This is a genomic window from Cognaticolwellia beringensis, assembly GCF_002076895.1.
Taxonomy (GTDB): Bacteria; Pseudomonadota; Gammaproteobacteria; order Enterobacterales; family Alteromonadaceae; genus Cognaticolwellia; species Cognaticolwellia beringensis.
In genome coordinates, this window is record NZ_CP020465.1 from 416731 (window position 1) to 436647 (window position 19917).

At 38.5% G+C, this 19917-nt stretch carries 13 protein-coding genes; 10 read left to right on the plus strand and 3 right to left on the minus strand.

Annotated elements, in window-relative coordinates:
- Window positions 1-15 precede the first annotated feature (15 nt).
- A complete protein-coding gene (gene rpiA / locus B5D82_RS01785; RefSeq protein WP_081148742.1) occupies window positions 16-672 on the minus strand; it encodes a ribose-5-phosphate isomerase RpiA in 657 nt (218 codons plus the stop codon).
- Window positions 673-843: 171 nt separating this feature from the next.
- Window positions 844-1479 (minus strand): 5-formyltetrahydrofolate cyclo-ligase, encoded by a 636-nt coding sequence (locus B5D82_RS01790; protein ID WP_081148744.1) that lies wholly within the window; start codon window positions 1477-1479, stop codon window positions 844-846.
- A 565-nt stretch (window positions 1480-2044) separates the two neighbouring features.
- Between B5D82_RS01790 and B5D82_RS01795 the strand changes: the two genes are divergently transcribed.
- Entirely contained in the window at window positions 2045-2497 is a 453-nt protein-coding gene (locus B5D82_RS01795; RefSeq protein WP_081148746.1) for a hypothetical protein, read from the plus strand.
- A gap of 72 nt (window positions 2498-2569) precedes the next feature.
- Here the strand turns inward: B5D82_RS01795 and B5D82_RS01800 are convergent, their stop codons facing one another.
- Entirely contained in the window at window positions 2570-4105 is a 1536-nt protein-coding gene (locus B5D82_RS01800; RefSeq protein WP_081148747.1) for a peptide MFS transporter, read from the minus strand.
- 679 nt (window positions 4106-4784) lie between these two features.
- Here B5D82_RS01800 and B5D82_RS01805 point away from each other — a divergent pair.
- The 9 genes from B5D82_RS01805 (at window position 4785) to B5D82_RS01845 (ending at window position 19913) form a co-directional block, all read left to right on the plus strand.
- Entirely contained in the window at window positions 4785-7508 is a 2724-nt protein-coding gene (locus B5D82_RS01805) for an SLBB domain-containing protein (RefSeq protein WP_081148749.1), read from the plus strand.
- Between the two features lie 527 nt (window positions 7509-8035).
- Entirely contained in the window at window positions 8036-9316 is a 1281-nt protein-coding gene (gene tviB / locus B5D82_RS01810; RefSeq protein ID WP_081148750.1) for a Vi polysaccharide biosynthesis UDP-N-acetylglucosamine C-6 dehydrogenase TviB, read from the plus strand.
- 701 nt (window positions 9317-10017) lie between these two features.
- Entirely contained in the window at window positions 10018-11064 is a 1047-nt protein-coding gene (locus tag B5D82_RS01815) for an NAD-dependent epimerase/dehydratase family protein (protein WP_081148752.1), read from the plus strand.
- Window positions 11065-11242: 178 nt separating this feature from the next.
- Window positions 11243-14032: an SLBB domain-containing protein gene (locus tag B5D82_RS01820; RefSeq protein WP_081148753.1), complete on the plus strand. Its 2790-nt coding sequence runs from the start codon at window positions 11243-11245 to the stop codon at window positions 14030-14032.
- A gap of 371 nt (window positions 14033-14403) precedes the next feature.
- A complete protein-coding gene (locus tag B5D82_RS01825; protein ID WP_081154240.1) occupies window positions 14404-15441 on the plus strand; it encodes a Wzz/FepE/Etk N-terminal domain-containing protein in 1038 nt (345 codons plus the stop codon).
- Window positions 15442-15453: 12 nt separating this feature from the next.
- Window positions 15454-16491: a UDP-N-acetylglucosamine--undecaprenyl-phosphate N-acetylglucosaminephosphotransferase gene (gene wecA / locus B5D82_RS01830; protein WP_081148755.1), complete on the plus strand. Its 1038-nt coding sequence runs from the start codon at window positions 15454-15456 to the stop codon at window positions 16489-16491.
- An 84-nt stretch (window positions 16492-16575) separates the two neighbouring features.
- Window positions 16576-17052: a GDP-mannose mannosyl hydrolase gene (locus B5D82_RS01835; RefSeq protein WP_081148757.1), complete on the plus strand. Its 477-nt coding sequence runs from the start codon at window positions 16576-16578 to the stop codon at window positions 17050-17052.
- Between the two features lie 28 nt (window positions 17053-17080).
- A complete protein-coding gene (locus B5D82_RS01840; RefSeq protein WP_081148759.1) occupies window positions 17081-18481 on the plus strand; it encodes a mannose-1-phosphate guanylyltransferase/mannose-6-phosphate isomerase in 1401 nt (466 codons plus the stop codon).
- Window positions 18482-18491: 10 nt separating this feature from the next.
- Window positions 18492-19913 (plus strand): phosphohexomutase domain-containing protein, encoded by a 1422-nt coding sequence (locus tag B5D82_RS01845; protein WP_081148761.1) that lies wholly within the window; start codon window positions 18492-18494, stop codon window positions 19911-19913.
- Window positions 19914-19917: the final 4 nt, after the last annotated feature.

Here is a 19917-nt window from a genome sequence, read left to right on the forward strand (position 1 = left end):
ATAAACTCTAAAGTGTTATTTTACTATTTTTGCACCATCAGCAGTGCCGATAATTAAGACATCTGCTGGACGATTAGCGAACAAGCCATTAGTAACAACTCCTGCAATAGCATTAATGCTATTTTCTAGTGCTTTAGGATCGAGTATTTCTAAATTATGCACATCAATAATAACATTACCATTGTCGGTAATAACGCCTTGTCGATAAGCAGGATCCCCGCCTAATTTCACCAGCTCTCTAGCAACATAACTACGTGCCATAGGTATCACTTCCACCGGCAATGGAAAACGTCCTAACATAGGCACTTGCTTAGTATCATCAGCAATACAAACAAAAGTTTTAGCAACGGCAGCAACAATTTTCTCGCGGGTAAGGGCGGCACCGCCACCTTTTATCATATGCATATGAGGATTGATCTCATCAGCGCCATCAACATATACATCAATGCCGTCAACATTATTAAGATCAAACACTTCAATGCCGTAAGACTTTAAACGTTCGGTTGAGCCATCAGAGCTTGAAACCGCACCAATAATTTTATCTTTGATAGTCGCAAGGGCATCGATAAAGTGATTCACCGTTGAGCCAGTACCGACACCAACAATAGTATCTGCTTTGATATAGTCGAGGGCTTTGATAGCCGCCGCTTTTTTCATGTCATCTTGAGTCATAAAAATCTCTTTAAGTGTTAAATTAGAAGCTGTTAGTAAATAGAATTAGTTCTAAGTTTTAAGCTGTCAGCTATCAGTAAGTGATGGTTAGTCTTTACTGAAAGCTTAAAACTGATAGCTTACAGCTATTCTTTCCTACTATTATAACAACAGTATTAACTAAATTAGCGTTTATTTATGTATGTTGAATTTATATTGCATAGTTGGAGTTACTATTTCAGGTAGTGGGATATCCCAGAGCTGAGAGGGTATTGCGGCTATTAATTGAATGTCATGCGCTAGACCTATAGGGTAAGGTTTAGTTAACTTTCTTTCATTAAAATTTTTCCCTTCATTCTCAAGGCGATATTGCGAATACCACGATGACAATGTCCTATCGTAAAACCCACCTCCCATGCCTAAACGATTGCCTGTTTGATCGAATGCGACCAAAGGCGTGAAAATTATATCTATTTCGTTAACTTTTTTTATCAGGCGTATATCGAGCTTAGGTTCTAAAATACCGTAGGTATTGGCTCTCATATCACTGTTTTCTTCATAATGAAGAAATAATAAGTGTCCTGGGCTAAAGGGATGAATAACCGGTAAATAGATGTTTTTTTTCTGCTGCCAACACCATTGTATAAATGGCATAGCGTCAAGCTCACTGTCGTTTGCTAAATAAATGGCAATGCTCTTCGCCGCTTGTACATCTGCCCTTGCGGTTAATTGGGAGAGTAAATCGTTCGAAAACTGCTGCTGCTCAATGTTAGTTAGACTCTGGCGTTTTGTTCTGATCAATTGTCTTATTTTATTTCGTGTGGGCATAATTAATGACGTTTTTTTCTTAAGGAAAATAATTTTAATGGCTAAATTATACTGTCATCCAAATGATGGCTAAAGCTCAACCTACAAGAAACTGACAAAAAAAGAAATAGCCATGTTCGAGTATATCTTTGTAGGTCGGAATTTATTCCGTCAGGTTAAATGAAATTTAGCTGTGTTTTGTGTTTTGTATTTTGTGCTGATTTTGTTTGGGTGAATTATTTGAAAATGTTTTATCTATAACGGGGATTGGCTTTGACGGCCTAAAGGCCGACCTACAAAAATGCGAACGCTATATTGTTGGGTGTATTTTTTGTAGGTCGGAATTTATTCCGTCAGGTTAAATGGAATTTAACTGTGTTTTGTGTTTTGTATTTTGTGCTGATTTTGTTTGGGTGAATTATTTGAAAATGTTTTATCTATTGTGGGGATTGGCTTTGACGGCCTAAAGGCCGACCTACAAAATGTGAACGCTATGTTGGGTGTGTTTTTTGTAGGTCGGAATTTATTCCGTCAGGTTAAATGAAATTTAACTGTTTTTGTGTTTTGTATTTTGTGCTGATTTTGTTTGGGTGAATTATTTGAAAATGTTTTATCTATAACGGGGATTGGCTTTGACGGCCTAAAGGCCGACCTACAAAAATGCGAAGGCTGTTTTGTTGGATTGGGGATTGGCTTTGACGGCCTAAAGGCCGACCTACAAAATGCGAACGCTATGTTGGAGGGTGTGTTTTTTGTAGGTCGGAATTTATTCCGTCAGGTTAAATGGAATTTAACTGTGTTTTGTGTTGATTTTGTTTGGGTGAATATCTTTGAAAATGTTTTATCTATTGTGGGGGTTGGCTTTGACGGCCTGAAGGCCGACCTACAAAAATTCGAAGGCTGTTTTGTTGGATTGGGGATTGGCTTTGACGGCCTGAAGGCCGACCTACAAAAATGCGAAGGCTGTTTTGTTGGATTGGGGTTTGGCTTTGACGGCCTAAAGGCCGACCTACAAAATGTGAAGGCTATTTTAGGTTGATGATGATTTTTTATAGGCAAAAAAATAGCCAACGTGTCGTTGGCTATTTTTAATATTTATTATATAAAATAATTATGCAGTAGATCTTGCGCTGCTAGTATCTTTCATTGGCGCTGCAGTGTCATCTTCTTCTGTTTTTAACGCTTCCCAGAATCTAGATTTCAAGCCAACCAGTAGAATAATAATACCAATACCAATACTAAATAAACTGATTTGAATATATAACGATGGAATTTGTTCAACGTTATTTGGATCATAATTACCAGCAAGTAAACCAGAAATAATATTACCAATTGAGTACGTTAAAACAAATATCCCCATCATTTGACCAGCAAATCTTCTTGGAGACAATTTACTTACCGCACTTAAGGCGATAGGGCTTAAACATAACTCACCAACTGTATGAAGGAAGTAAGTGGTAATTAACCAACCCGGCGCAACTTGTAAGCCCGTTGCTGCATATTGTGCGGCAAAAAACATCACAATAAAGCCACTTGCCATAATAATTAAACCGGCAGCACATTTAATACCGTACGCAGGTGTCACCATTCTTTGACCTAATTTAATCCAAAATGCGGCGAAAAAAGGTGAAAGCAGAATAATAAACATAGAATTTGAGAACTGAAACCATGCCGTTGGAATTTCAAAAGAACCTATCATACGGTCAGTATAATCACGTGCGAATAAGTTTAATGAAGAACCCGCTTGTTCAAAGCCAGACCAGAAACAAGCCGAGGCAATACAAATAAGTAATAGTGCCCACAATTTTTTCTTTTCATTACCGGTTAAATCGCTGAAAAAATAAATAATGGCGTAATAAACCACGAAAATTAAGGTAAATGCCATGGCAACATATTGTGCAGTGGCAATAGGGTCTATAACCACAATACCTTCAAACGTTAATACGGTGATTATCGCAATTGCAATTAACGTTGCCGAAATAATTAACCAACTATTACGCTGACCTTTTGCAGATAAAGGTGCTACAGGCTTAGCGCCTACGCCTTCTAATTTTGGTGTGGTCAATCTATATTGAATAAGACCTGCTGCCATACCGATTGCAGCAGCACCAAAGGCATAATGCCAACCAAAATCTGAAGCTAAATAACCACAAACTAAATAACCAATGAAAGAACCTAAGTTAATGCCCATGTAATAAATGGCGTAGCCACTATCACGGCGCTTATCGTTTTCACTGTATAATTGGCCAACCATAGCGCCAATATTTGGTTTTAATAAACCCGTACCTAAAATAACTAAAATTAAACCGATAAAGAATGTTTTGTCATTTGGAATGGCTAATACTATGTGGCCGAACATGATGATAATACCACCATACCAAACCGCTTTTTGACCACCCAGTAATCTATCAGCTATCCAACCGCCAGGTAGACCCATGAAATACACGGTACCGGTATATAAACCATAAATAGCAGTTGCCGACGCAATTGTTATCGCTAAACCACCATCTTGTAACGACGCGGTCATAAAAAGAACCAGTAATGCGCGCATGCCGTAATAGCTCATACGTTCCCACATTTCTGTGACGAAAAGTGTTTTCAACCCCCCCGGATGGCCAAAAAATGCCTCTGAATTATGGGTACTCATATAATATCCTCGATAGGTAAGACCAAACACGGCTTAAAATTGTTTTTGTTTCAACATGAATATATACCCGTTCCACTGCAATATGCAATTTCAGCGCTAAGCGGGTATATATCGGGTTGATTGTGTTTAGGTAAATTAGAAATTTTATTAATCAGCCCGTTTTATACCTTTGCTAGCCTCGAAAGGCAAGTCTGACAGGTTAATCTTTTGTTAATGACGGTTAACTGCTCAATTTTTGTTATGTTAAATCATTACTTTCCGTTATCGCTAAAGACCTCACAGAAAAAATAAGCAATTAACTCAATATATTATTGTTGCCGTTAACGAAGAAATTCTAGGTTGTTGCAAGTTTAGTGCGGTTGATGGTGCTAAGGTTTATATTAACTTTTAAGTTAAATTTGTTACCAAAAGCAAGATATTGTAAACAAAGTTATCCGTTGCCAGCAGCTTATAATGCAGAATGTTATTAAAAGTACCTGATTGAAAGTAAATGTTAATTATTTTTTAACATAATTTTAGCGATTAAAGCACAAAGTCTTATACATTTAACCAAGCTTTATCATGATGATGCTGTTAATAAAAAGTTACTTTAATCAAAGTACACTTACTGGTAAACTCCATGCTGTTTTACTTTTAAATCTAAGTACTATCCCCCGTATATAGGAAGAAATACGCGCCAATGATTCACTTTATTCGTTTACTGATCAGCCTTTTTATTGTTTTTACATGCTCTTTTAGTTCATTCGCGGCGCAAATTAGCCAACAGCAAATTGAGCAATTTAAAAACTTGCCAAAAGCACAGCAACAGCTTCTAGCGCAAAGCATGGGAGTTGACTTAGATACCGTCCTGGGGCAAATATCGGACAATAATAATCAACAAACAAAGTTGTCATCTACGCAGGTCATGCCAAGACCACAGGCTGAAAGTGACGAAGAAAAACAAGAAGACGCCATTGTATTTGAAAACGATACAGAATTATTAAAACCGCTTGAAAGGTTTGGTATGGACGTTTTTGCTAATGCGCCAAGTACCTTCTCCCCTACCATGGATATCGCTATTCCGAAACACTATATATTAGGGGTTGGCGATCAATTATCGATACAAATATACGGTAAAGAAAATGCTGAATACGTACTGCCAATATCACGAGAAGGCAATATATTAATTCCTAATGTTGGACCCATAAAAATTGTGGGTCTAGCGTTTGAAGAAATGAAACAGTTTCTTGCTGAAAAAATTCAACAACGCATTATAGGTGTTAATGTTGTTGTTAGCTTAGCTGAATTGCGTTCTATGCGTATTTTTGTCTTGGGTGACGCATACAAACCAGGTCCTTACACCTTAAGTTCACTTTCAAGTGTTACCCACGCTATATTTGCCGCCGGTGGTGTTAGCGATATTGGTTCATTACGTAATATTGAAGTAAAGCGTGCGGGTAAAGTCGTACAAAAGGTTGACCTATACGACTTGTTAATAAGCGGCGATTCCTCAAGTGATATTTTATTGCAATCGGGCGATGTTGTGTTTATTCCAACACAAAGTCAAAGTGTTTCAATATTAGGTGAAGTAAGACGACCAGCGATATACGAACTAAAAGCCGGAGATAACTTCAATAATATTATAGAAATGGCGGGTGGCCTATTACCGTCAGCTTATCCACAATCAACCATGGTTGAACGTTACAACGAGCAAAGTTTACGTAACATCATCAATGTTGATTTAACCGATAGCAAAGCGCGTGCAAAATTACTGAAAAGTGGTGACTATATTCGCGTACTAAAAAGTTCGGGGATGTACGAACAATCAATTACGGTTATTGGCGCGGTTTCACGCCCAGGTAAATATCAATGGCAGCAAGGCCTTAAAATAGCTGATTTATTACCGAGTTTAGATACGCATATATTACCTTCGGCAGATTTAAGCTATGGCTTAATTGTGCGTCAAAAAGATAAAGCCAGAAACATTGAAGTATTACAATTTAATTTAGCGAAAGCGCTGAATAAATCAACATCAGACCCAGTTGAAAACTTAACACTATTGCCGAACGACAAACTACTCATCTTTTCTAACGTCACTAAATCAGTCGATGAAAAAATATCGCTAGACGAACTCGCTTATACCCAAGAGCAACTTTTTGCCAAAGAGCGTCAACAAGCGAAAGTATCATTTAAAGAAAAATCATTTTGGCAACAATACGGCGGTAATGCATCTCAGCTTTCAGCCGACACTAATGCAACAGAAGAAGCAGAACGATTAGTTAATCAATCTTTAGTGCAAATAACGAGTGGCGCTTTAGACGGCGAAATTGATATTCGTGAAATGGGCCTGTTTTCTCGACCGCGTTTATTAGCCCCCGTGTTAAGAAAACTTCGTCAACAAGGTGCTTCTGGCCAACCCATTCAATTGGTTGAAGTCGATGGCCAAGTTAAGTTTCCGGGTATTTATCCGTTAGCAAAAAATGCAAAAATCAGTGATTTATTATCAGCCGCTGGTGGTGTGAAAGAGTCGGCTTATTTAGCGCGAGCAGAAATTACTCGTAATGCCCTAACGGTAGAAGGTGCAACAAAAATATCATTAGATGTCGATTTAGGCTTAGCCTTAAAAGAAAATAAAGACTTTAATATAGCGTTGCAAAGTAAAGACCGATTGAATGTGCACAAAATTCCAGCCTGGAGCGAAAATCATGTGGTTGAACTACGTGGCGAATTTGTATTTCCGGGTAAATATACCATTCGACGCGGCGAAACCTTGGCTGATTTAGTCATTAAAGCCGGTGGTTTAACTGAATATGCTCACCCTGATGCCTCAGTATTTACTCGTCAAAAGTTAAAAGAATTAGAGCAGAAAAACCTCATCAAACTGGCCAGTGACCTACGTATTGAAATGGCGTCTAAATCGTTAACCGAAAAAGGCACTTCAGCATCCTACGACGATGCCCAAAAACTACTGGCTGATATTACTAATGTAGAACCTATCGGCCGTTTAGTGATTGACCTACCTCATTTAATGGCAGCAAATAATACGGAAGTATTGCTCGAAGGCGGCGACGTGCTTTTTGTGCCAACGAAGAAAAATTCAATTAATGTTATTGGTCAAGTACAAGTAGGCTCATCGCATTTATATAACAGCGCCATGTCAGCTGAAGACTATATTTTACAAAGTGGTGGCATTAAAAAACGTGCTGACGCTGAGCGTATTTACGTTATTTCAGCCGGTGGTAGCATTAAAATGGTAGAAAATAATAACTGGTTTGCAGGCACCGCAGACAACTCATTAAAACCAGGCGACACCATAGTAGTACCTCTAGACTCTGAATATATGAGTGACTTAACATTATGGTCGACAGCAACACAAATTATTTATAATTCAGCTGTAGCCGTCGCAGCAATAAACGGTATTTAGCAAGGTTAATAACTGTAGGTCGGGCTTCAAGCCCGTCAAAAGAACAAATTTAAAACCTGTATTGTAGGTCGGCCTTTAGGCCGTCAAACGAACAAAATTTAAAACCTATATTGTAGGTCGGCCTTTAGGCCGTCAAAAGAACAAAATTTTAAAACCTGTATTGTAGGTCGGCCTTTAGGCCGTCAAAAGAACATATTAAACCTGATGGACTAAAGTCCAACCTACAAGGGCAAAAGCAATACAATGTAGGTCGGGCTTCAGCCCGTCAAACGAACAAAATTTAAAATCTGTATTGTAGGTCGGGCTTTAGCCCGTCAGCAGTTAAGCAGGCATTTACCTTGATGGACTAAAGCCCAGCCTACAGATGACAGATGAGAAAGGATAGAATTTAAATATTGGTCATTTAAGTTGGCATATATACCCACAAAACGATGGGCTAAAGCCCAACCTACAATGTGATCAACGTATATTGAATAGATAAATAACATAAAAATATAATCGGCTAATATAGGTAAAGGATTCGCAAAATGATACGTGACTTAAAAAATGTAAAAATTGCCATCATCGGCTTAGGCTATGTTGGTTTACCCTTAGCAGTAGAATTTGGCAAAAAATATCAAACCTTAGGTTTCGATATCAATCAAGCACGTATTGCGGAATTAAATAATGGCACCGACAGTACGCTTGAAGTTAGCGATGAAGAGTTAGCCGAAACAACAAACCTGACTTACTCTTGCCAACCAGAAGACTTAAAAAACTCTAACGTTTATATTGTTACTGTCCCAACGCCTATCGACGATCATAAGCAACCTGATTTAACACCTTTGATCAAAGCCAGCGAAATGCTAGGTAAAGTGGTAAGTAAAGACGATATTATTATTTATGAATCTACAGTTTACCCAGGTGCAACGGAAGAAGCTTGTATCCCTGTAGTCGAAAAAGTATCAGGTTTAGTGTTCAATAAAGACTTTTACGCAGGTTATTCACCTGAACGAATTAACCCGGGCGATAAAGAACACCGTGTCACCAATATTTTAAAAGTTACTTCGGGTTCAACGCCAGAAATAGCCACCATAGTTGATGACTTATATCGCTCTATCATTATTGCCGGTACCCACAAGGCCAGTTCAATTAAAGTGGCCGAAGCTGCAAAAGTTATTGAAAACACGCAACGCGACGTTAATATTGCCTTAATTAACGAATTATCGATTATATTTAACAAACTCAATATCGACACCTTAGAAGTGTTAGAAGCTGCCGGCACAAAATGGAACTTTTTACCATTCCGTCCAGGTTTAGTAGGCGGTCACTGCATAGGGGTTGATCCTTACTACTTAACACACAAAGCTCAGTCAGTAGGTTATCACCCTGAAATGATACTCGCCGGCCGTCGTTTAAATGACGGCATGGGCGCTTATGTAGTCTCTCAATTAGTAAAACATATGCTACATAAACGTATTCAGGTGGAAGACGCCAACGTGTTGATTATGGGCCTTACCTTTAAAGAAAACTGCCCTGATTTACGCAATACCAAAATTGTTGATATTGTTAGCGAACTTAAAGAATATAATATCAATGTTGATATTACCGACCCTTGGTGTTCAAGCGCACAAGCCGAGCATGAATATAATTTAAGCCTGACAGAAAAGCCACAAGCAGGCCATTACGACGCAATTATTCTTGCCGTAGCTCACAATGAATTTAAGAGCCTAGGTGTAGATGAAATTCGCAAACTTGGTAAAAAACATCACGTGCTATATGATTTAAAGTATATATTGCCGAAAGAGTCAGTAGATATGCGTTTATAACGCAGATTTAAAATCTGTATTGTAGGTCGGGCTTCAGCCCGTCAAACGAACAAATGTAAAACCTGATGGACTAAAGTCCAACCTACAAGGGCAAAGGCAAAGGCAAAAGCAATACAATGTAGGTCGGCCTTCAGGCCGTCAAACGAACAAATTTAAAACCTGATGGACTAAAGTCCAACCTACAAGGGCAAAAGCAAAGGCAAAAGCAATACAATGTAGGTCGGCCTTTAGGCCGTCAAAAGAACAAAATTTAAAACCTGATGGACTAAAGTCCAACCTACAAAAGGCAAAAGCAATACAATGTAGGTCGGCCTTTAGGCCGTCAAATGAACAGAATTTAAAACCTGTATTGTAGGTCGGGCTTCAGCCCGTCAAAAGAACAAATTTAAAACCTGATGGACTAAAGTCCAACCTACAAAAGGCAAAAGCAGCATATTGTAGGTCGGCCTTCAGGCCGTCAAAAGAACAAAATTTAAAACCTGATGGACTAAAGTCCAACCTACAAGGGCAAAGGCAATACACTGTAGGTCGGGCTTCAGCCCGTCAAATAAAAAGACATCACCGAACAAAACGGTCAAAACCGAAACAAAAAATATGAAAGCTGTATTTAACTATTAACTAACAGCTCTCTAAAAAACTGTAACCTGTGCGAACGGCACAGACCAGTCTATAAAAAATTAAACAGCTAAACGGATGTACTAATGTCAAAGTATGATGAAATAAAAAAACAGCTTATACAATCACCAAAAACTTGGCTTGTTACCGGTGTCGCCGGTTTTATTGGTTCAAACCTACTAGAAACATTATTACTCTTAAACCAAAAAGTTATAGGTTTAGACAACTTTGCTACCGGCCATCAACATAATTTAGACGAAGTAAAATCTGAAGTATCAACACAGCAATGGCAAAACTTTACATTCATTAAAGGCGATATTCGAAATTTTGAAGACTGTCAGCAAGCCTTAACACTTGAAAACCTAAATGTAGACTACATTTTACACCAAGCCGCACTTGGCTCTGTGCCTCGCTCAATCGCTGATCCTATATTAACTAACTCGACTAATATTTCCGGTTTCCTTAATATGTTAACGGCAGCAAAAGACGCTAAAGTAGCCACTTTTGTTTATGCGGCATCAAGCTCAACGTATGGCGATCACCCGGCATTGCCGAAAGTAGAAGATACTATTGGTAAACCATTATCACCTTATGCAGTGACTAAATACGTTAATGAGCTTTATGCTGATGTATTTAATAAAACCTATGGCTTAAATGCCACAGGTTTACGCTATTTTAACGTGTTTGGTAAGCGCCAAGACCCAGATGGTGCCTACGCCGCTGTAATCCCTAAATGGACCGCAGCAATGATAGAAAACCAAGACTTATTTATAAATGGCGATGGTGAAACCAGCCGTGATTTTTGTTTTGTCGAAAATGCTGTACAAGCGAATATATTAGCGGCGACAGCAGAAGATAGCGGTAAAAACCAAGTCTATAATGTTGCCCTTGGCGATAGAACAACATTGAATGAACTTTTTAACAGTCTAGTAACAGCTTTAGCGACTAATGAAGTGAGCTATGCCAAAACAGCAAATTATCAAGATTTTAGAGCCGGCGATGTTCGACACTCACAGGCGGACATCTCAAAAGCTGAAGAAATGCTTGGCTACCAGCCAGAATATCGCATTCAACAAGGTATCGATAAAGCCATGCCTTGGTATATCAAATATTTGACTAAACCAAATAACTAATTTATTCTCGGTGCTTATTTTTAGCAAGGTCATGACTTACTATAGAGCAAGCTCCGCGAAATTATAAGGATATAATCAAGCAAATAAAAGACTCCTTATAACGAAAGCCAAAAACTGACAGCTGACAGCTTAATACTGACAGCTAATAATAAGTTGTTAATAATTAGAAGTTAATTAAATGAAGTTTTATACTGTAAAAGTCACCTTAATATCTCTACTTTTCACCACCGCTTTTAGTACTTTTTCTGCTGAGATCAGTCAAGCGAAAATTGAACAATTTAAACAGCTCTCTCCTAGCCAACAAAAAGCTTTAGCAAAAAGTATGGGGGTTGATTTATCTTCGCTAGGCGGCTTGGGAACTTCTGGAAACAAAGCAAGCGCACAAGCATCTCCTACGCTTACAGAGCTAGTACCGGTGCGAGATAACACGACCATGGCTCAAGTACAGCCGCAACTTAATCCCACTCAAAGCAGTGTTGACACTAACAGCCTGCAGTTTAGCGCCAGTGTAGGCAACTTAAAGCTCGAAGCGTTCGGATATGAGCTTTTTGCTGGCGAACCGTCAACTTTTGCACCAGTGTCAGATGTGCCTATCCCATCTGAATACGTGTTAGGTCCCGGTGATAGCTTATCCATTCAACTTTACGGTAAAGAAACCGTTTCATATAACTTAACCGTTAACCGTCAAGGTAATATCGATATCCCACAATTAGGACCGGTTAATGTCGCAGGGCAAAGTTTTAGTGAAGCGAAAAACTTACTCGCCAGCATAATTGACGAGCGAAAAATAGGCGTTAAAAGTAATATATCTATGGGCGAATTACGCTCTATTCGCGTATTTGTGCTTGGCGAGGCTTATCGTGCTGCATCATACACCTTAAGCTCGTTAGCAACGGTTACCCAAGCAATATATGCTGCGGGTGGTATTAACGACATTGGCTCATTACGAAACATTCAAGTAAAACGCCGTGGCAAAGTCATTGCCGAATTAGATTTATATCAATTGCTATTAGCAGGTGATACTTCTGGTGATATCAGTTTAATGGCCGGCGATGTGGTGTTTATACCAACAGTCGGTTCAACAGTGGGAATTAAAGGCGAAATCAACCGTCCGGCAATTTATGAGCTTAAAAATGAGCAAAGCATTGGTGAGGTTATTAAGCTAGCAGGGGGCGTAAAAGCGACTGCTTACGAAAAAGTAGGAAAAATTGGCCGTATCAACAACAGCGGTTTACGCTCAGTGATCAGTGTTAATTTATTAACGGGCCAAAACAGTAAAGTAAAAAATGGTGATGTAATTGAAGTAGGCTCGGTATTATCAGCGCTCGAGCAAAGTATTACCGTTAAAGGCCATGTGCAGCGCCCAGGTGTTTATGGCTGGCATAACAAGCTTAAATTAAGCGATATTCTTGCCAATATTAATGACTTTAAAGCTCAACCAGATCTTGAGTATATTTTAATCACCCGTAAAAACCCAATTACCGGTAAATTAAGCAGTTATAGTGTTAATTATGCCGATTATATTAAACAGCAAACACCAGCTTCAGACTTTAGCTTACAAGCAGAAGATACGGTTTACGTGTTCAACAAACAGCGTAACCGCAGCGAAAGTTTAACTCCGTTACTTACCGTATTAAAAGCGCAAACCGAATTAGCAGAAGCGGCCAATATTGTGAGTATTGAAGGTGCGGTACGTAACCCTGGACAGTATCCGTTAACTGAGCAAGCAAATGTTAAAGACTTGCTCAATGCCGGCATGGGCTATACGCAAAACGCTGAATTGCAATATGCGTTGCTGGCAAGGAAAAATCGGCAATTAAATACTCAGGTGTTGTATATTGACTTAAGCGACGATAAGGCGCTGAACTTGCCGCTATCAGCGCTAGATAGGTTGTTTCTATTTAACCGTAATGAATCGCGCGAGCCGCTACTAACAGAGCTTATTACTGAGTTACGTCAACAGGCTGATAAAAGCTTAGCGCAAAACGTGGTGACTATTACTGGCGATGTGCACTTTCCTGGCCAATATCCTTATGTTGTTAATATGACCAGTAGCGAATTAATCAATTTAGCCGGTGGCTTAAACGAGTCAAGTTATTTACTAGACGCAGATTTAGTCAGGTTTAGTCATGACGGCAGAGAAAACGCTGAAATAACTCACCAAAATATAACTCTTGCTGGCGATTTTTTATTACAATCACTTGATACTTTACATGTTAAACGTATACCTGAATGGCAAGATAAACGCGAAATTAAACTCGCTGGCGAAGTGGTTTTCCCCGGTAGCTATGTATTACAAAAAGGTGAAACTTTAAGCAGTGTTATTGCACGCGCGGGTGGTTTAACATCAGAAGCTGACGCTTCAGCGGCTATTTTTACTCGTCAGGCGTTAAAAAAACAAGAAGCAGAAAAAATAGCGCAACTACAAGCTCAGTTAGAAAGTGAAAGCGCACAAATACAATTAACTGATAAAGACCGTAATGGTGCTGCACTTGTAGAGTCTAAAACTTTGATAAGTAAACTAAACGTAGCTGAAGCCGTTGGCCGTTTAGTAATCGATTTACCACGGATATTAACCGATAGTAAAGTAGGTGATATTCGCTTGGACGATGGTGACGCTCTGTATATTCCGAAAACTCGCGAGTCAATTAGTGTGATCGGTGAAGTGCAATTTGCGACATCAAATCTCTATAATACCGGTTTTGCACTCGACGACTATATTGCACGTTCAGGTGGATTAAAACCCCGTGCTGATCAAGAGCGTATTTATATTATTAAAGCCGATGGCTCAGTACAACTTGCCAGTAATGACAACTGGTTTTCTCTTAACAGTGATAGCTTATCGCCAGGAGATACCATCGTTATTCCGCTTGATTTAGAATATAAAGACGGCTTAACCTTGTGGTCAGCCGTAACACAAATTATTTACAATTCAGCGGTAGCCGTAGCAGCTATAGGGAGTTTGTAAGTTTTTAGCTGACAGTTTTTAGCTGTCAGTCATAGAAGCTAATTATTTAGGCTGGTTAAATAAAGTAAGCTTGCTTAACATTTTAGCTTAAATATCAAAGTTATATGTAAATTTGACTTAACAGTGACGCTTTTAGTAAAGATAACGTTGTAGATAGTTAAAAACGAAGATAATACGTTGTGATTACTCAATAATAAATTAAGAAAGCACTTTTAAAAAACATCAGTATCTTGTTATAATGCGCCCTCACTTGGGCATGAATTAAGTGTCAAACTAAATGCCTAGAGGAATAGTTATTAAAATGAACTTAAATGTGAGCTATTGTGAATAGTAAAAAATTGCAAGGAAGTACTTCAGATGAAGTCAAAGCAATGAATTCAAACGAATTTTATCAGCAACATCACCTCCCCGAAGACGACGAAATTGACCTAGCAGAGCTGTGGCAAGCTATCTGGTCAGGTAAGCTGTTGATTATTGCTATCAGTGGCTTATTTGCTATTTCGTCAATACTGTATGCGATTAATCAACCTAATATATATCAAGCGACTACCTTATTATCACCAACCAGTGAGCAAAGTGGCGCGGGTGGTTTAGCCAAAATGGCTGGGCAGTTCGGCGGTTTAGCAAGCTTAGCTGGTATTAATTTAGGCGGCGGTGGCACCGACAAAACCGGCCTTGCGCTCGAAGTGTTAAAGTCTAGAGTGTTTCTAGAAAAATTCATTAATAATCACCAGTTATTAGTGCCTTTAATGGCAGCCAAAAATTGGGATCTAAACGCCAATACCTTGATAATTGATGATGAAATTTATAACGAAACAACTAAAACATGGGTAAGAGAAGTAAAAGCAACTAGAAAACCTGAGCCATCGCCTTGGCAGGCTTATAAAGCATTCAAAGAGATTTTATCAATAACCCCAGATAAAGAAACAGGCATGATAACGCTAGCTATTGAGCATTATTCACCTGAAATTGCCACGCAGTGGCTACTATGGTTGGTGAGTGATATTAACGAGGCAATGCGTGAGCAAGATAAAGCCGAAGCACAACGTAGCATCAATTATTTAACGGCAAAACTGAAAGAAACACAGTTAGCCGATATGCAAACGATATTTTATCAGCTAATTGAACAACAAACTAAAACCATCATGTTAGCAGAAGTGTCGCTAGAGTATGTGTTAAAAACGATTGATCCCGCCAATGCACCTGAAGAAAAAGCTAAACCTAAACGAGCTTTAATTGTTGTGTTAGGTACTATGCTAGGTGGAATTTTATCCGTGCTAATTGTACTAATACGTTACTTTACTAATAAAGGAGCGACTACTAAGCTGAGTAACAGTTCATCAATTAGTAATAAAAATGAATCTGATTCAGTTCAGCCAACCCAATCAAGCCAAGTGCTAGGTAAATAGGAGTATATTTAGATGATAATAACTGCCTTAACCGCCTTAAGCGCTTTTTGTTTTGCTTTTTTGGCGATTAAATTATTCAAGCCCATTGCAGTAGATGTTGGTTTAGTTGATAAACCCAATGCAAGAAAGCATCACGAAGGGCAAATTCCTCTTATCGGTGGCATTTCTATATTTGCTGCAGTGTTAGCAGCAAGCTTGCTATGGCTGCCTAATACCTTAGAACTGCGAATGTACTTAATTGCCTCAGCGATGATGGTGTTTATTGGCGCACTTGACGATAAATTTGACCTTAAAGTACGTATTCGTATTGTTGGGCAAATTATTATCGCCAGTTTAATGATCTACGGTGTTGGCGGTTATATTGCCAGCTTAGGTAACTTGTTTGGCTTAGGTAATATCGAGTTAGGGCCATTAGGTATAATATTTACCTACTTTGCCATAATTGTAGTTATAAATGCTTATAACATGGTAGATGGTATCGACGGTTTAGTGGGTAGTTTAAGCCTGAATACTTTCACCGCTATTGCAGTATTATTTTTAATGAGTGGTAATAGTGGTTATTTAACCTATCCGTTAATTTTAGCCACAGCAACCTTGCCTTATTTAATGTTTAATCTGGGCTATTTTAAAAAATATACCAAAAAAATATTCATGGGCGATGCTGGTAGCATGTTTATCGGCCTAAGCGTTATTTGGTTATTAACCATTGGCACGCAAGGTGAAAACGCCTCATTTAGACCAGTAACCGCTTTATGGATATGTGCAATACCGTTAATGGATATGCTAGCAATAGTTATGCGACGTTACCGAAAAGGTAAATCCCCTTTTAAACCAGATCGTGATCATTTACACCACATATTGCAACGTGCTGGCTTGTCATCACGTCAAACATTATTGGTCATTTCAATAGCTTCAGTCGTTATGTCATTGATCGGAGTGTTAGGTGAATATTTCCAAGTGCCCGAAAGTATAGAGCTGGCTTTGTTTGTGCTGATGTTTATTCTTTATAATAAATATGCTCGACACTTTAGTTGGAAGTATGACGAGTAATGAGACTCAAACTGATTATCAAATGAGTTCAATGTAATACGTTTCAACACTTATTATTTTAAAAATTAATTTTTGTGTAAATTTATGAAATTATCCCCAACAGATTTTAAAAAAATAGTTGAATCTACACCTTTAGTATCAATTGACTTAGTTGTTCGAAACGACCAAGGAAACGTATTACTAGGTAAACGCACAAATAAACCTGCGCAAAATAATTGGTTTGTTCCTGGCGGAAGAATTTTGAAAGATGAAACCATTGAAACTGCATTCAAAAGATTGATAAAAGAAGAATTAGGGCTTAGCAGCGCAAACACAAACTTTTTAGGTCTTTATCAGCATTTTTATGACGATAACTTCTCAGATGACGATTTTTCAACGCATTACATTGTGCTTGCCTATGAAATAATGTTTGAAGGTGAATTAGCTTTGCTACCCCTTGAACAGCACTCGAAATACAAATGGTTTTATCAACAAGAGCTGTTAGAAGATGAAAGCGTACATAATCATAGTAAGTGGTATTTTCAAGAGAATAAACGCGCTGATGCATTCTTAAATAGTTAATTGACATTATTTTAAACGGAAATTACATATGATCACACCTGTTATCATGGCTGGTGGCTCAGGCTCTCGATTATGGCCATTAAGTCGCTCGTTATACCCGAAACAGTTTCTAGCGTTAAATGGCGATGAAACCATGCTTCAGCAAACCTTAAATAGGCTTTCGGGTTTGTCGGTTGAAAGTTCGGTCGTAATCTGTAATGAAGAACATCGTTTTATCGTTGCAGAACAACTACGATGCATAAATCAATCAGGTGCTATTGTTTTAGAGCCAGTTGGCAGAAACACGGCTCCTGCTATAGCCTTAGCTGCAAATATTGTTATGCAATCAAAAGATAATTTAATTTTAGTATTAGCAGCAGATCATGTTATCGAAAATGAAGCAGCGTTTATTGCAGCTGTCAATAAAGCGATTCCTTTAGCTGAAAAGGGTAAATTAGTTACCTTTGGTATAGTGCCGACAGAAGCACATACCGGCTACGGTTATATTAAACGTGGTACAGAAATTGATAACGATGGTTACCAAGTAGATGCATTCGTCGAAAAGCCTTGTACAGAATTAGCAACTCAATATTTTGAAGGTAAAGAGCATTACTGGAATAGCGGCATGTTTTTAATGAAAGCAAGTCGATATTTAGAAGAGTTAAAGCAGTTTAGACCCGATATTTATCAAGCATGTGAAAATGCTTTAGCAAATACCTCAAATGATGCTGACTTTATCCGAATTGATCAAGTAGAGTTCGAAAAATGTCCCGATGAATCAGTAGATTATGCCGTGATGGAAAAAACAGCAGATGCCGTTGTAGTAACATTAGATGCGGGATGGAGTGATATTGGCTCTTGGTCTGCATTATGGGATGTAAATAACAAAGATACTAACGGTAACGCTATTTCTGGCGACAGTATAAATCATGAAACGACTAACACTTTAATTCAAGGTGGCGAAAGGCTAATTGCAACGGTTGGCATTGATAACTTAGTGATAGTCGACACCAAGGATGCATTACTTGTTGCGACAAAAGATAAAGTGCAAGACGTTAAGAAAATTGTTGAGCAATTAAAGGCAGAAGGTCGAACTGAGTTTAAAAATCATCGCGAAGTTTATCGCCCTTGGGGTAAATATGACTCTATTGATAATGGTAGTCGTTATCAAGTTAAACGGATAACGGTTAAACCAGGTGAAAAGCTTTCTATTCAAATGCATCACCATAGAGCTGAACACTGGATAGTGGTATCAGGTACGGCAAAAGTAACAAATGGCGATAACACCTTCCTAGTAACAGAGAATGAATCTACTTACATACCTATTGGTGTGGTTCATGCTTTGGAAAACCCCGGTCAATTACCCTTGGAAATAATAGAAGTTCAATCAGGTTCATATCTTGGCGAAGATGACATAGTGCGCTTTGAAGACCGATACGGCCGAGCATAAGGAGATTAACATGACTGAACTTAGTTGTTTTAAAGCATACGATATTCGTGGAGAGTTAGGTGTTGAGCTTAATGAAGATATAGCCTATCGAATCGGACGTGCTTATGCTTTATACCTTAAGCCTAAAAGGGTCGTGATAGGTGGCGATATTCGCTTAACAACAAAGGCATTAAAACTAGCATTTTCTGATGGGCTACGTGATGAAGGTGTTGATGTTTTTGATATTGGCATGACAGGCACTGAAGAGATTTATTTTGCCACTAAAAATTTGGCTATGTGTGGTGGTGTGGAAGTAACTGCCAGTCATAACCCGATGAACTACAATGGTATGAAATTGGTTAGAGAAGATTCTAAGCCGATTAGTGGTGATACTGGCTTAAATGCAATTAAAGCACTGGCCGAAAGTCTGCCCTGGAAAGATAACGGTGCAACTAAGCAAGTAAGCCCAAGAGGGCAATATCAAAAAATTTCTAATTTAGATGCCTATGTTGAGCATTTGCTGACCTATATAACGCCAAGTAATATCACGCCACTTAAATTAGTGGTTAACTCTGGTAATGGTGCTGCAGGACATGTTGTTGATGCATTAGAGATAGCCTTTAATAAATTCAATATACCTATTGAATTTATTAAAGTGCATCATGATGCCGATGGTAATTTCCCTAATGGTATTCCGAACCCATTACTAATAGAAAATAGAGAAGATACCGCTAAAGCAGTTCGTGAGCACGGCGCGGATATGGGCATAGCATGGGATGGGGATTTCGACAGGTGCTTCCTTTTTGATGAAACAGGTGAATTCATTGAAGGTTATTATATTGTTGGTTTATTAGCTGAAGCGTTTTTGAAAAAAGATACTAGTGGTAATTCAAGACGTCAAAAAATAATTTACGATCCACGTTTAACCTGGAATACAGAGCAAATTATTAAAGAGAATAATGGCGAAGCTATTATGTCTAAAACTGGCCATGCCTTTATTAAAGAACGCATGCGTGAAGAAGATGCGGTTTATGGTGGCGAAATGAGCGCTCATCATTATTTTCGTGACTTTGCTTATTGCGACAGTGGCATGATCCCTTGGTTATTGGTCGCCGAATTATTATCAGTAAAAAAACAAGCATTATCTGAAATGGTGAAAAACCGTATTGCAGCTTTTCCTAGTTCAGGCGAAATAAATTCAAAACTCGAAAACCCTAAGTTAGCGATTGAACGAGTTTTAAATCACTATAGTGAACAGGCAGTTGATATTGATTATACCGACGGTATAGGGCTAGCATTTAACACTGTAAATGACAGTGGAAGTTTTGAATGGCGTTTTAACTTAAGAAGCTCAAATACCGAGCCTGTTGTTAGGCTTAATGTAGAATCGAAAGGCAATATTGCTTTAATGCAAGAAAAAACCAATGAATTATTAGAGTTGTTAAGAAAATAACAAC

What these genes read in the sequence shown, in the direction of transcription:
- B5D82_RS01840 (WP_081148759.1), top strand. Translation starts at nt 17,081, where the DNA reads ATGATCACACCTGTTATCATGGCTGGTGGCTCAGGCTCTCGATTATGG.
- B5D82_RS01790 (WP_081148744.1), bottom strand. Translation starts at nt 1,479, where the DNA reads ATGCCCACACGAAATAAAATAAGACAATTGATCAGAACAAAACGCCAG.
- B5D82_RS01820 (WP_081148753.1), top strand. Translation starts at nt 11,243, where the DNA reads ATGAAGTTTTATACTGTAAAAGTCACCTTAATATCTCTACTTTTCACC.
- B5D82_RS01825 (WP_081154240.1), top strand. Translation starts at nt 14,404, where the DNA reads ATGAATTCAAACGAATTTTATCAGCAACATCACCTCCCCGAAGACGAC.
- B5D82_RS01800 (WP_081148747.1), bottom strand. Translation starts at nt 4,105, where the DNA reads ATGAGTACCCATAATTCAGAGGCATTTTTTGGCCATCCGGGGGGGTTG.
- tviB (WP_081148750.1), top strand. Translation starts at nt 8,036, where the DNA reads ATGATACGTGACTTAAAAAATGTAAAAATTGCCATCATCGGCTTAGGC.
- B5D82_RS01805 (WP_081148749.1), top strand. Translation starts at nt 4,785, where the DNA reads ATGATTCACTTTATTCGTTTACTGATCAGCCTTTTTATTGTTTTTACA.
- rpiA (WP_081148742.1), bottom strand. Translation starts at nt 672, where the DNA reads ATGACTCAAGATGACATGAAAAAAGCGGCGGCTATCAAAGCCCTCGAC.
- B5D82_RS01815 (WP_081148752.1), top strand. Translation starts at nt 10,018, where the DNA reads ATGTCAAAGTATGATGAAATAAAAAAACAGCTTATACAATCACCAAAA.
- B5D82_RS01845 (WP_081148761.1), top strand. Translation starts at nt 18,492, where the DNA reads ATGACTGAACTTAGTTGTTTTAAAGCATACGATATTCGTGGAGAGTTA.
- B5D82_RS01835 (WP_081148757.1), top strand. Translation starts at nt 16,576, where the DNA reads ATGAAATTATCCCCAACAGATTTTAAAAAAATAGTTGAATCTACACCT.
- wecA (WP_081148755.1), top strand. Translation starts at nt 15,454, where the DNA reads ATGATAATAACTGCCTTAACCGCCTTAAGCGCTTTTTGTTTTGCTTTT.